This window comes from Streptomyces sp. NPDC088812, from assembly GCF_044750285.1.
GTDB lineage: Bacteria > Actinomycetota > Actinomycetes > Streptomycetales > Streptomycetaceae > Streptomyces.
In genome coordinates, this window is sequence record NZ_JBIVJP010000023.1 from 1 (window position 1) to 13144 (window position 13144).

Here is a 13144-nt window from a genome sequence, read left to right on the forward strand (position 1 = left end):
TGACCTTGATCACCAAGGCCAGAGTCAGACGAAGATCACCAAGTGGGTCACTTTTGATCCGCCGTCAGAGGGTCAGCATTCGACCGTCGCCGAGACTCCTCGGCTGCCGGCCTGTCCGGCCGTCGCCGCTCGGTGATGAGCCATCAGAGCGAGCGTCAACCGAGCGTCGAGACGATCGGTCTCCCTTCGAGCCCGGAGAGGGAAAAGACCGCGCCGCCCCCGACACGGCCCCCCTGGAACACCAGGTCGGACGACGTTCGCGAGCGTACGGCGCGCTTCACGTCGTGCGGTTCGGGAAACAGGTCGAGCATTCCGGCGCGCTTCGACGATCCAGGAGAGTCCACAGGTCAGAAGCCCTTCTGCACAGGTTCCAAAATCGCCACGCACTCCACATGATGGGTCATCGAAAAGATATCGGCCTGAGTTCGTCGCAGAAAAGACCAGGTCAGAGCAATGCCGGTGATTCAGGGCGTTTCTGCAGGTGAGGGTGGGTGTCCCGGGTTCCGCGTGACTTTGAGTGAGTAGCTGACGCGGCTGGGAGGGCGGGGTTCATCCCGGCGTTTGGCTTCGAAGGTGTTCCTCGGTGGTTTCTTCAGTCGTTGACAGCGGCGGTCACGGCGTGGGGGCAGGAGGTCGTGGAGGAGTTCCTGGACGACTTCGAGCCGGGCGGCGCCCAGGGCCTGCGGGTTCGCTGCGGTCTGTCCGGCGGTGGTGAGCCGGGCGAGCCGCACCATCGTGGTGAAGGAGATCCGGTCGGGATCGATCTCTGCCTGTTCGGCCGCGTGGACCTTGAGCACGCACAGTGCCTGGTAGACGGTGAGCAGTGCGTAGATTTCCTGGCAGATGAGCTCGGGGGTCCTGGAGCGCAGGATGAAGCCGGCGCCCCGCAGTCGGTTCTTGAGTTCGGCGAAGCCGTTCTCGATCTCCCAGCGCTGGTGGTAGAGCTGGGCCAACTGCCGTGCGGTTGCTTGCCTGTGGTCGAGCAGGCTGGTCGCGAGGCGGAACTTCTCCACCTGCACCGGCCCGTGCCGGGGGTGGACGGTGACGGTGTAGTCGACGATGCGCACGAGGTGCCCGTCGGGCAGCCCTGTCGGGGTGCGGCCCTGGAAGCGGGCGTTGCCCAGGCGCTGGCTTTCGGCGGGGGTGGGCATGACGGACACGTACGAACCGTCGGGCAGAACCCACAGCGGCGGCAGGACAAGGTTCTTCTTGATCCGCCAGGCGAGGTGGCTCCCGGTCCCCTCGACCAGGCCCCACAGTTCATGGCCGGCGAAGTTGCGGTCGGCCAGCAGCAGTATGCCGGGCCGCAGGGAGGCGAGCAGGCGGCGGGCGAGCTTGTGCTCGCTGAACTGGGCAATCGAGTCGAAGGCGGCGTCGATGACGGCGTGGGTGCCGCACTCGACGAGGGCCATCAGTCTGACCTGTGGGTTTCCGCTCTTGTTGGTGCCGTCGCGGCCGGTGAACCCGAACTCGGTGGCGTTCTCGGGGGTGTCCGGTACGTCCAGCGCGGTGCCGTCCCAGGCGACCAGCCGCAAACCGAAGGCGAATGCTCCCGGGGTCGTGGGGGCCGCCTGGGCACCGCACCGGCGTTCGAAGAGGGCCTGGAACGGCTTGCCGCCCAGACACTGGCGGGCTCGGGTGAGGGCCGAGCTGGTGGGCAGGCGCTGAACGAGCCCGCCAGGCAGGTGCCGCAGTTTCCCGGTCAGAGCCCGCAGGACCGCCCGGTATCCCGGCGGCCCGGCGCTGTCGGAACTGCTGAACAGACACAGGGCCAGGACGAAGTAGACCACCGCGCGGGCCGGCAGAAGCCTGCGGCGGCGCTCAGTCCTTCCGGTCAACTCCAGTACTTCGTCGACTGCTTCGGGTGTGATCTCCTCGGTGAGTACGCCGAGCCGGATCCGGTCGCCGAACTGCGGCTCCGACCGCTTCCGGGGGCTTCGGGACGGCACCGGCCGGACCGCCGTGGTGACGGCTGGGGCAGCAGTGATGGCAGACTGAGCGCCCAACGGGGCTCCCTCGCAGACAGTCGGATCTTGGTCGATCTCCTGTCCTACCGGGAGCCCCGTTGCTCTGTCCCGAGATCATCCGGCACATCATCAGATCGTGGCGGACCGCCTGTGCATCCCAGGTTTCTACTCACCCAGAACAGCCGTCAACGCGCGCTCCACCTGCGCTGATGCACTAAATCACCGGCATTGCATTTCAGAGCCTCTTTGCAGCCGGTTCCAAAATAGCCACGCACTCCACATGCGACGTCATCGAAAAGACGTCAGCTGGCACCACAGCAAGCAAAACACCTGGTCAGAGGCGCGTTTCAGCTCTTCTCGTCGGCCATCCGGGAGCCGGAGCGTCAGCGAACCAACTACCCGACAGCCGTCGAGTGCAGGCAACCCGGACGTACTGACCTGTGGGAACTGTTCATCACCGGCTCGGCTCGTCCGCCCGAGACCCACACATCCGGTCACGCTGCCGCAATGACGGATGCGATGCTGCGGTGCCGGACGACGCCGTGCGCGAAATCGGGTACGCGTGACGTGCCCTCCCGCAGGTCCTCCAGGAACTGCCGGTAGGCGTGGGCAACTGCGTAGGCCGACGCGTCGGCTCGGGAGTCCAGTCGCGGGACGCGAACATACGATTCCGGCACCGTCATGGGGGCGAGCGCGGTGGACGTTCCGCGACCGCCCTCCAGGGTGAGCGGACTGAGCTGCGGGTGGCCGATCGGGGCGGTGAGGACGAGGTCGCCCTCGGTGCCGTTGATCTCCCAGCGAAAGTTGGTTCCTCGGGACATGCCTCCGCGGTAGTGGAAGGTGGCCACCGCTCCGCCCGGCAGCCGCCCCGAGGCCACCACCTGGTCCGCGGCGGTCATCGGCACGGGCCGTCCGCTCTCGGTGTCCACGGCCGACGTACGCCGCGACACCAGTTGGATCCGCAGTTCCTCGGGCTCTCCCAGGACCGACGCGAGTCCGTCGAGAGCGTGACTGAAGGGAATCGTCAGCAGTGTCGCGCCGTTCGCGGCGTCGAGCACATAGTGATCGCCGGGGCCAACGGTGGCACCCCAAGCGCCACCGGAGCCGACCACCGTCGTGGACAGCACCTCCCCCACATAGCCGTCGGCCACGAGATGCCGTGCGTAGGCGAGCACCGGGTGCGACCGCGCCTGGAGCCCGACGACGGTCGGCACGGCGCGACCGCGCGCCGACTGCGCCATGTCCTCGGCCTCCGCGAGCCCGTTGCCCAGCGGCCACTCGCACAGCACGCTCTTGCCGACGCTCAGCGCCGTCTGCACCAGTTCCCGGTGGTGCGGCACCTTCACCGCCACGACCACCAGGTCCACCTCGTCGCAGGCCACCAGTTCGGCAGCCGTCCCGAAGGCACTGGACACACCATGCTTCTGTCCGGAGCGCTCCGCCGATTGTTTCGAACTCGCACTCAGGGCCCTCAGCTCATAACCCGGGACGGCGCGCAGAGCAGGCAGGTGAGAGCGCCCGGCCCAGCTACCGTGCGCCCCAAGTCCTATGATCCCTACTCCGATCGGCTTCCCGGACCGGGCCAGCTCGGCAAGCAGTGACTCAGATGTGTTCATGATGCGTCACCTGTTTCTTTGTGTGAAGGGCACGGGCGTCACTCGCAGTGGCCATGGAGCAGATACGGAAGTGACCCTTCACGCGCCCGGTTCATGAGAGGCGGGGTCGCGTGTCGAGCAGGCGCCCGTGTGGGAGATGCACGCCCGGTGGGTGCGGAGGTCAGCGGATGACGCCGTGGACGGACGTGCAGGACACGGTGCGTTGTGGGTGTCGCGGAACTTCCGGTTCGGGTCACCGAACACGCTGACGGAGACCGTGTCGCCGGAAGGCCCGAAGCCTGAAGCCGGCCTGGCCGTCGGCGGTCAGTTCCACGTGCGTGCAGATGACTTCGGACCGCGCTCGCTGTCCAGCAAAGCCATGAGGGTTGCGGCGTAACGAGTCCCGGCCACCGCACCGGCCGGGACGGCCTCGTCCATCCTGCCGAGGTCAGCCTCGGTCAGGGTGACGTCGATCGCCGTCAGAGCCTCCTCGATGCGGTGCGGTCGGCGGGCGCCCAGGACGGCCACGATGGTGCCGCGCCCGCGGCCCCGGGCGATGACCCAGGCGGTGGCGAGCTGCGCGACGCTGATGCCGTGTGCGTCGGCGAACGGTCGCAGCCGGTCGACCAGGGTGAGGTTCGCGGCGAGGTTGTCGGGGTGGAAGCGGGGCAGCCAGTGGGCGCGTGGGTCACCTCCGGCAGGTTGTCGGTAGGTGCCGGTGAGCAGACCGTGTGCGAGGACCCCGTAAGCGGTGACGCCGATCCCCAGATCGCGGCAGGTGTCCAGGATGCCGTTGGTCTCGGGGTCACGGCTGAACAGGGAGTATTCGATCTGTACGTCGCAGATCGGGTGCACGGCGTGGGCACGGCGGATGGTCTCCGGCCCTACCTCGGAGAGCCCGATGTGGCGTACGTATCCGGCCTGGACCAGTTCGGAGACGGCACCGATCGTGTCCTCGATCGGAGTGTCGGGGGCGAGCCGGGAAGGGCGGTAGATGTCGATGTGGTCGGTGCCGAGGCGGCGCAGCGAGTAGGCGAGCGCGTTCTTCACATGGGCGGGACGGCCCTCGATGCCGACGAAGTTTCCGTCGGGGCCGCGCAGACCGCCGAACTTGACGCTCAGGAGCGCCTTTTCGCGATCGCCGTCGCGGAGGGCGCGACGGATGAGGTCCTCGTTGTGACCCATGCCGTAGAAGTCGGCGGTGTCGAGGAGGGTCACGCCGGCCGCGAGGGCCGCGTGGATCGTGGCGATGGCATCGGCCTCGTCAGCGGGCGCGGTGTGGTCGGACATACCGGCGCAGCCCAATGCGAGAGGGGCGACTTGCGGGCCGCCGGTTCCAAGGGTCCGGGTTCGCATGAATCCTTCTGCGGGATGGAGTGATGAGCACGGCCGTCAGGGGCCGACGAAGCGGCAGACACCTGCTAGCGTTGACATCTCAACACTAGAAAAGGTGAGTTGATATGTCAACACGGGACGTCGGGACTCCCGAGCCGGACGACGCACTGACCGAGGCCGCACTGGATCCCGTCGCCCTCTGGTCTGCCTTCAAGCGCGCCCACGAGATCGTCCGAACCCGTGTGATCGCGGACGCCGCCGAGGCGGCGGGCCTCTCCGAGCCGGACCTGACGATCCTCGCCGCCCTGAACAAGGGCGGGGGGTCCCTGCGCCAGAGCGAGCTCGCCGCATCGCTCGGCTGGGACCGCACCCGCGTCTCCCACCAGCTCACCCGCATGAGCAAGCGTCAACTCGTCATCCGCGAACGCGCCGGCGGTGTCATCGTCACCCTCACCGACACCGGACGCCAGGCCATCACCGCCGTGCACCCCGGCCTCGACGCCGCGGTACGCCGCCACTTCACCGACAAGCTCTCCGCGCAGGAGATCGAAACACTGAACTCTGTTCTCCACCGGCTGTAGCCGCCGGACCACGAAGGCGACAAACCGCACGGGCACGATCACCGGCCCCCGGCCAGATGGTCCTGCCTCCTCTGCTCGACCTGATACACGTCAGCGGGTACGCGCAGGACGCGGCCCACTGCTTCCATGAGCCCAGCGCCCTTCAACCACCGGAAGTCCGGGTCGTCGCCGACCACGTGACCGATCCACTGCCGCGCCGGCCGGGCCGCCACGGGCACGACCACCCGACCGACCCTGAGAGCTCGTCCCGCCGGTCAGAGGACCCGACTCACCAGGTCGCCCCCTTCTGGGCCGCCTCCCGTTCCGCCAGGAAGCCACTGCACCCCGGACGTACCATCGGCGCCTCACCTGCACTGGAGGGATGCGCCACGAACACGATGCCCTCGGCCGCCTCACCCCTCCACCAGAGGACCCGGTTCTCCCGCGAACCCGACACATGACGCTAGGAGTGGGACGCCGAGGACCGCCTGACCGCTGCCACCACTCCTTACGGCGCCCGTCGGCGTTGTCGCTACATTCTCTGGGCCATCACGGCGTCGCAGGACATACCTCATCTCGCGGCGCTCACCTGGGCCACCGCGGCCTGACTCCTGCCCGAACGGAACGCATCCCCACGTTCGGATGCCCGGCGCGCCTACGGCGAAGGGAGCGGGCCGCTCCATGAGCCCATCGGGGCCGACGGTGCACAACACCCATACGCCCCGTTCAGAACGAGCGTCAACTGAGCGTCGAGGCGCTCGGCCTCTCTTCGTACGAGCGAGGGAAGACCGCACCGCCATCCCGGCACGCCCCTCCTGGAACGCCAGGTCAGACGGTGCGCCCCGCATACTACGCGCTTCACGTCATACGCTCCGGGAAACAGGTCAGCGCTCCTGCCGGAAACCTGAGAACCAAGGAAGAACAGCAGCTCAGACGCCCTTCTCGGCAGACTCAAGAATAGCCACGCACTCCACGTGCGCCGTCATCGGAAACAGATCGAACGCCCGCAGCGTCCGCACCCGGTACCCCCCGTCCCGGAAGTACCCCAGGTCCCGCGCCAGGGCCGCCGGGTCGCACGCCACGTACGCGATCCGCCGTGCCCCGAGCGAGGTCAGGTGGTCCACCGTCGCCCGTCCGGCGCCCGCGCGGGGCGGGTCCAGGACGATGAGGTCGACCTCGGTGATCCCGGTGCGCGGCAGGACGCTCTCGACCTTGCCCTGCTCGATCCGGACCCGGTCGAAGTCGGCGAGGTTGTGGCGGGCGTCCTCGACGGCGCGCTTGCCGGACTCGATGCCGAGCACCGCGCCCTTCTCGCCGAGCCGGTCGGCGAGGGCGCCCGCGAAGAGGCCCACGCCGCAGTACAGGTCGAGGGCCGTATCGCCCTTGCGGGGCAGCAGGCCCTGCATGACGGCGGTCACCAGGGTGTCCGCCGCCTTCGGGTGGACCTGCCAGAAGCCGCCGCTGCCGACCCGGTGGGTACGGCCGTCGGCGCGCTCCCGGACGAAGGGGCGGCCGTGGACGCGGTGGACGCCGCCGTCCTTCTCGCCGACCCGCATCACCGACACCGGCCGGTCCAGCTCCACGATCGGCAGGCGTGCGCCCGGCCGCGGAGTGAGGATCACCTGACGGTCCTGCGAGCCCGTCGCCGCGATGGCCTCGATCGAGGCCATGCCGCTCCAGTCGCGTTTCTCCACACCCAGCTCGCTGACGCCCTCCGCGGCGATCATGCAGTGGTCGATCGGCTCGACCTCGTGCGAGCGGTGCCGGCGCAGTCCCGCCCGGCCCGTGTCGGCGTCCACCGCGTACTGCACGCGCGTGCGCCACTGCGGCACCTGGCCCGCCGGCAGCTTGTCGCCCTCGGCCGGCATCACCGTGCCGTCCCAGCCGGCCTCCTCGGGCGTGAGGCCCGCGAGCCGCTGGAGCTGCTCGGCGATCACCTCGCCCTTCATCCGCCGCTGGGCGCCGGGCTTGGCGTGCTGCCAGTCGCAGCCGCCGCAGCGGCCGGGGCCGGAGAAGGGGCAGGGGGCCTCGACCCGGTCCTTGGAGGCCTCCAGGATCTCCACCGCGTCCGCGCGCAGGAAACGGGCGCCCTGCTCGCCCTCGGTCACCCGGGCCACGACCCGCTCGCCCGGCAGCGTGTGCCGGACGAACAGCACCTGCCCCGAGTCGGTACGGGCGATGCAGTGGCCGCCGTGGGCGACGGGGCCGATCTCGACCTCGTACTCCTCGCCCACCAGCGAGCCCACCAGCGAGCCCTCCGGGGCGCCCGCCGGGGAGCCCGCCTGCGACTTCTTCGGTTCTGCCTGCATGGCGGGGTGACTCCACAACGTCGAACGAGGAACGGCCGGACAACAGCCCACCAGTCTACGTGGCTGTCGTCCGGCCGTTCACCATGAGCCGCCCCGCACGGGGATCGGCCCGGTCAGCTCGTGGGGCCCGTCCCCGGCGAACCCGAGCCCGGCGAACCCGGCCCCGGGGCGCTCGAACCCGACGGCTCCTTCGCCTGCCCCTCGACCACGGGGCCGCGCCGGACCGAGCCCGGTGCGCTCCAGTCCTGCCGCTTGCGGGCCCGGTTCTTCGCCGCTTCGGAGGACTGGAGCTGGTAGGGCACCGACGTCACCATCACGCCCGGCGTGAACAGCAGCCGGCCCTTCAGCCGCAGCGCGCTCTGGTTGTGCAGCAGGTGCTCGTACCAGTGGCCGACCACGTACTCGGGGATGATCACGGACACCGCGTCGCGCGGCGACTCCCGGCGCAGGCTCTTGACGTACTCGATGACCGGTCGCGTGACCTCCCGGTAGGGCGAGTCCAGGACCTTCAGCGGCACCTCGATACCGCGCCGCTCCCACTCCTCGCGCAGCGTCTTCGTCTCCGCCGGGTCGACGTTGACGGTGAGTGCCTCCAGGGTGTCGGAGCGCATCAGCTTCGCGTAGGCGAGGGCGCGCAGCGTCGGCCGGTGGATCTTGGAGATCAGCAGCACCGAGTGGACGCGCGAGGGGCGGACGCTGTCGTCGCTGGGGCCCTCGGGGGCGGCGATCTCGGCGGCCACGCCGTCGTAGTGGCGGCGGATCGCGGTCATCGTGCCGTAGAAGATCACCATGCCGAGCAGGGCGACCCAGGCGCCGTGGGTGAACTTGGTGACGAGGACGACGATCAGGACCAGGCCGGTGAAGAAGGCGCCGAAGGTGTTGATCGCCCGCGAGCGGATCATGTGGCGGCGCTTGGCCGGGTCGGTCTCGGTCGCCAGGTGGCGGTTCCAGTGGCGGACCATGCCGGTCTGGCTGAGCGTGAAGGACACGAACACGCCGACGATGTACAGCTGGATCAGACGGGTGGAGTCGGCGCCGTACAGGACGATCAGCAGGGTCGCCGCGCCGGCCAGGAGCACGATGCCGTTGGAGAAGGCCAGGCGGTCGCCGCGGGTGTGCAGCTGGCGCGGGAGGTAGCGGTCCTGGGCGAGGATGGAGCCGAGCACCGGGAACCCGTTGTAGGCAGTGTTGGCCGCCAGGAAGAGCACCAGGGCGGTGGCCGCGGCGAGGATCACGAAGAAGAAGCTGGTCTTGCCGAAGACGGCCTCGGCGACCTGGGTGATCACCGGGTTCTGGACGTAGTCGGAGCCTACGGCCACGCCGTTCTTCATCAGGTCGGCGGCCGGGTTCTCGGCCATGCGGACGTCGGTGACCAGGGCCAGGACGATGATGCCGCAGAACATCGTGACGGCCAGCAGGCCCATGAGGGCGAGCGTGGTGGCCGCGTTCTTCGACTTGGGCTTGCGGAAGGCCGGCACGCCGTTGGAGATGGCCTCCACGCCGGTGAGCGCGGCACAGCCGGAGGAGAAGGCCCGCAGCAGCAGGAAGAGCAGGGCGAACCCGGCGAGCCCCTGGTGCTCGGGCTTGATCGTGTACTCGGCCGTGGGCGCCTGCATCGTGTCACCGAGCACCAGCCCCCGGAAGGCACCCCACGCGATCATGATGAAGACGCCCGCGACGAACACGTACGTCGGGATCGCGAAGAGCTTCCCGGACTCCTTGACGCCCCGCAGGTTCATCAGCGTCAGCAGCACGACGACGGCGGCCGCGCAGGCCACCTTGTGCTCGACGACGAAGGGCACCGCGGAGCCGAGGTTCTCGATGCCGGAGGCGATGGAGACGGCGACGGTCAGGACGTAGTCGACAAGCAGCGCGCTGGCGACGGTGAGGCCGGCCTTGGCGCCGAGGTTGGTGGTGGCCACCTCGTAGTCACCGCCGCCGCTGGGGTAGGCGTGCACGTTCTGCCGGTAGGAGGCGACGACGGTGAACATCAGGACGACGACCGCGACCGCGATCCACGGGCTGAAGTGGTAGGCCGACACACCCGCGATGGACAGGACCAGCAACACCTCCCCGGGCGCGTAGGCCACGGAGGAGAGGGGGTCGGAGGCGAAGACGGGTAGGGCGACGCGCTTCGGCAGGAGCGTTTCTCCGAGCCGATCACTGCGCAGTGCGCGCCCGATCAGAATCCGCTTGGGCACGTCGGTCAGTTTGGACACAACAGTGGATCGTATGCCTTCGAACACCGGGCCGCCCACCCTCCCCCGGGGTCGGGCGGGTGATGCCGTGCCGCGTCTGCCTCACGGGTGAAATCAGCCACGGCGCGGCTACGGAGTGTGCACCCGGAGCGATCGCCATGCCTATATGACAATCCCCCGCCCGCTCCCGTCCCTGGGAGGTTCCATGCACACCACCGCGGAGCTGATCGGTGCCGCAGGCACCCTTGTCGGCCTCGGCATTCTCACCGCCCTCAGCCTGTGGAGCATCAGCCGTCGCTGAGGCCGCCGACCCTGCACGGGGGTGCCGTCCACCGACCGCACGTGTGTAGCTTGGTCGGCGGTCTGAGACCCTGTTACAGCCAAGTCAGCAACACTTGACCTCGGAAGGACGGTCGTGCACATCGTCATCATGGGCTGCGGCAGAGTGGGTTCCGCTCTCGCCCAGACCCTGGAGCAGCAGGGGCACACGGTCGCCGTCATCGACCAGGACCCCACCGCCTTCCGACGTCTTGGCTCCTCGTTCGGCGGCCGCCGGGTCACCGGGGTTGGCTTCGACCAGGACACCCTGCGCGAGGCCGGCATCGAGGAGGCCGGCGCGTTCGCCGCCGTCTCCAGCGGCGACAACTCCAACATCATCGCCGCCCGGGTGGCCCGCGAGATGTTCGGCATCGAGAACGTCGCGGCCCGCATCTACGACCCCCGCCGCGCCGAGGTCTACCAGCGCCTCGGCATCCCGACGGTGGCCACGGTCCGCTGGACGGCCGACCAGATGCTGCGCCGTCTGCTCCCCTCGGGCGCCGAGCCGCTGTGGACCGACCCGACCGGAGGGGTCCAGCTCGCCGAGGTGCACGCCTCCGCCGCCTGGGTCGGCCACAAGATCAGCAAGCTTCAGGAAGAGACGGGCGTCCGTGTGGCGTTCCTCACCCGCCTCGGTGAGGCGGTCCTGCCGACCTCGCAGACGGTGCTGCAGGAGGGTGACCTGGTGCACGTGATGATGCGCACCGACGAGGTGGAAAAAGTGGAGGCGTCGTTCGCCGAGGGTCCGACGGAGGGCGGTCACTGATGAGGGTCGCCATTGCCGGGGCCGGTGCCGTGGGCCGCTCGATCGCGGGCGAGCTGCTGGAGAACGGCCACGAGGTCCTGCTCGTCGACAAGGCGCCGACCGCCATCTCGGTCGAGCGCGTCCCGCAGGCGGAGTGGCTGCTGGCCGACGCCTGCGAGATCACGTCCCTGGACGAGGCGGCGCTCCAGCGCTGCAACGTCGTGATCGCCGCGACGGGCGACGACAAGGTCAACCTGGTCGTCTCCCTGCTGGCGAAGACGGAGTACGGCGTTCCGCGCGTCGTCGCCCGGGTCAACAACCCGAAGAACGAGTGGCTGTTCAACGAGGCCTGGGGCGTGGACGTCGCCGTCTCCACCCCGCGTCTGATGTCGGCCCTGGTCGAGGAGGCGGTGAGCGTCGGTGACCTGGTCCGTCTGCTCCGCTTCAGCCACGGCGACGCCAACCTCGTCGAGCTGACCCTGCCCGAGGAGTCGGCGCTGGCCGGCACCCAGGTCGGCGATGTCGAGTGGCCCGAGGACACCTCCCTGGTCACCATCATCCGCGGCACGCGCGTCCTGACCCCGTCCCGGGAGGACTCGCTGGAGCCCGGCGACGAGCTGCTGTTCGTGGCCGCGCCGGCGCGGGAGGAGCAGTTGGAGGACCTGTTGTCGGTGCGGCGGCAGGAGACCGGCGACTGATCCCTCGGGGACACGACCGATCCCTCGGGATACGACCGATTCCCCGGGGATACGACGACGAGGGCGCCCCCGGTCTCCGGGGGCGCCCTCTCGCTTGCCTCGGGCGGGACGGGGGGCCGGGCGCCGGGACCTACATCCCCCGGCGGTGACGCCCGCTCTCGGTCTCGCCCCGCTCCGCCGCCGCCGTCGCCTTGCGCTCCTCCTCCGCCTTCTCGGCGGCCTCCATCTCCGCGAACACGTCGATCGGCGCCGGGGCCTTCGCCAGGAACACCCACGTCAGCCACACGGCCAGCAGGAACGGCGGGATCTTCAGCGCGATCAGCACCCACCCGAACTGGGTCGTGTCGGCCCACCAGTACAGCGGGAAGAGGATGGCGCACTTGCCGAGCAGGATCAGACCCCAGGCGTAGCTGGCCTTGGCGTACGCCTTCTTGCGGCCCGGGTTGCGGGTGCGCCAGGAGAGGTTCTCCTTGAAGACCGGCCCGAGGATCAGCCCGAGGAGCGGCACCCCGCACAGGGTCGTCACGAGGTACGCCAGCGACAGTCCCAGCGTGTAGAGCATGCCGGGCAGGTAGAAGTCCTTGGCGTTGCCGGTCATCATCGCGAAGACGACACCGAAGGCGACACCGAAGACACCGCTGAAGGCGTGCTTCACGGTGTCCTTCATGGCGAGACGGACCACGACCAGGACCAGCGACACCGCGAGCGCGGCGATCGCCGACATGTGCAGGTCCTTGTTGACCGTGTAGATCGTGACGAAGAGCAGGCCGGGCAGCACCGTCTCGACCATGCCCCGCACCCCGCCGAACGCCTCGAACAGCGCGGCCTCCGTCACCGTGCGGGCGTCGTCCTGCTGAGTGTCTTCGGTCGGCTTGTCGAGCGACGTCACCGGCTACTCCCTACCGAGGGGTCTCAGTTCGTACTTGGGGTTGAACAGCACCCGGCGGCCCCGGCTCATGGAGATCCGGCCCGATGCGATGAGGCGGCGCCCCGGCTCTATCCCGACTATGGAACGCCGGCCCAGCCACACCACGTCCAGTGCGGCCGTGCCGTCGAAGAGCTCGGCCTCCAGGGCCGGGACTCCGGCGCGCGGCCGCAGGGTGACCGTGCGCAAGGTACCAGTAACCGTCACGATCTGCCGGTCCTGGCAGTCTCCGATCCGGATACAGCCGGCGGTGTCCGCGTCCTCCCGCAGCTCCTCGGACTCCAGGTCCTCCTGCGACGAGGAGAGCCGGTCGAGCATGCGCCGGAACCGGCCTGCCGGCTTTTCGGAACGAGGAACAGCACTCATACCAGAAGCGTACCGGGGCGCACTGTCACGACCGTACCCGCCTTCCGGGCCGCCGGACGGCTCGGTTCACACGGTGCTGTCCCCGGGCATCAGCGTCTCCTGGGCAGCGGAAAGGGCCGCACCCCACA

General features: G+C 69.2%; 10 protein-coding genes. 3 read left to right on the top strand and 7 right to left on the bottom strand.

Annotated elements, in window-relative coordinates:
- Positions 1-464: 464 nt before the first annotated feature.
- From ACIP67_RS32990 to ACIP67_RS33000, 3 genes are all read right to left on the bottom strand, one after another.
- Positions 465-2006, bottom strand: a complete 1542-nt coding sequence (locus ACIP67_RS32990) for an IS4 family transposase (RefSeq protein ID WP_401696710.1) — start codon at positions 2004-2006, stop codon at positions 465-467.
- A 455-nt stretch (positions 2007-2461) separates the two neighbouring features.
- On the bottom strand, positions 2462-3583 hold the full coding sequence (locus tag ACIP67_RS32995; RefSeq protein WP_401696711.1) for a Gfo/Idh/MocA family protein: 1122 nt from the start codon (positions 3581-3583) through the stop codon (positions 2462-2464).
- A 303-nt stretch (positions 3584-3886) separates the two neighbouring features.
- Positions 3887-4918, bottom strand: coding sequence for an aldo/keto reductase (locus ACIP67_RS33000; RefSeq protein WP_401696713.1), 1032 nt, complete (start codon positions 4916-4918; stop codon positions 3887-3889).
- Positions 4919-5022: 104 nt separating this feature from the next.
- Between ACIP67_RS33000 and ACIP67_RS33005 the strand changes: the two genes are divergently transcribed.
- Positions 5023-5478 carry a MarR family winged helix-turn-helix transcriptional regulator gene (locus ACIP67_RS33005; protein ID WP_401696714.1) on the top strand — a complete coding sequence of 152 codons (456 nt, stop codon included), beginning with the start codon at positions 5023-5025 and terminating at the stop codon, positions 5476-5478.
- A gap of 908 nt (positions 5479-6386) precedes the next feature.
- Here the strand turns inward: ACIP67_RS33005 and ACIP67_RS33010 are convergent.
- Both ACIP67_RS33010 and ACIP67_RS33015 read right to left on the bottom strand, forming a co-directional pair.
- The gene (locus tag ACIP67_RS33010) at positions 6387-7766 is read right to left on the bottom strand and encodes a class I SAM-dependent RNA methyltransferase (RefSeq protein WP_401696715.1); all 1380 of its coding nucleotides are present in this window, start codon (positions 7764-7766) and stop codon (positions 6387-6389) included.
- A gap of 113 nt (positions 7767-7879) precedes the next feature.
- On the bottom strand, positions 7880-9985 hold the full coding sequence (locus ACIP67_RS33015; RefSeq protein ID WP_401696716.1) for an APC family permease: 2106 nt from the start codon (positions 9983-9985) through the stop codon (positions 7880-7882).
- Between the two features lie 394 nt (positions 9986-10379).
- Between ACIP67_RS33015 and ACIP67_RS33020 the strand changes: the two genes are divergently transcribed.
- Together ACIP67_RS33020 and ACIP67_RS33025 are read left to right on the top strand one after the other, a co-directional pair.
- Positions 10380-11048 (top strand): potassium channel family protein, encoded by a 669-nt coding sequence (locus ACIP67_RS33020; protein WP_401696718.1) that lies wholly within the window; start codon positions 10380-10382, stop codon positions 11046-11048.
- A complete protein-coding gene (locus tag ACIP67_RS33025) occupies positions 11048-11725 on the top strand; it encodes a potassium channel family protein (RefSeq protein ID WP_401696719.1) in 678 nt (225 codons plus the stop codon). The genes ACIP67_RS33020 and ACIP67_RS33025 overlap by 1 nt, the downstream gene beginning before the upstream one ends.
- A gap of 130 nt (positions 11726-11855) precedes the next feature.
- On the opposite strand, the gene ACIP67_RS33030 is transcribed toward ACIP67_RS33025, so the two are convergent.
- Positions 11856-12614, bottom strand: coding sequence for a DUF3159 domain-containing protein (locus tag ACIP67_RS33030; protein WP_401696721.1), 759 nt, complete (start codon positions 12612-12614; stop codon positions 11856-11858).
- 3 nt (positions 12615-12617) lie between these two features.
- The gene (locus ACIP67_RS33035; protein WP_385070595.1) at positions 12618-13016 is read right to left on the bottom strand and encodes an OB-fold nucleic acid binding domain-containing protein; all 399 of its coding nucleotides are present in this window, start codon (positions 13014-13016) and stop codon (positions 12618-12620) included.
- Between the last annotated feature and the right edge of the window lie 128 nt (positions 13017-13144).

Bases quoted from the DNA above. Each gene is read 5' to 3' on its own strand.
- ACIP67_RS33025 (WP_401696719.1), top strand. From the start codon at position 11,048: ATGAGGGTCGCCATTGCCGGGGCCGGTGCCGTGGGCCGCTCGATCGCG.
- ACIP67_RS33010 (WP_401696715.1), bottom strand. From the start codon at position 7,766: ATGCAGGCAGAACCGAAGAAGTCGCAGGCGGGCTCCCCGGCGGGCGCC.
- ACIP67_RS33005 (WP_401696714.1), top strand. From the start codon at position 5,023: ATGTCAACACGGGACGTCGGGACTCCCGAGCCGGACGACGCACTGACC.
- ACIP67_RS32995 (WP_401696711.1), bottom strand. From the start codon at position 3,583: ATGAACACATCTGAGTCACTGCTTGCCGAGCTGGCCCGGTCCGGGAAG.
- ACIP67_RS33035 (WP_385070595.1), bottom strand. From the start codon at position 13,016: ATGAGTGCTGTTCCTCGTTCCGAAAAGCCGGCAGGCCGGTTCCGGCGC.
- ACIP67_RS33000 (WP_401696713.1), bottom strand. From the start codon at position 4,918: ATGCGAACCCGGACCCTTGGAACCGGCGGCCCGCAAGTCGCCCCTCTC.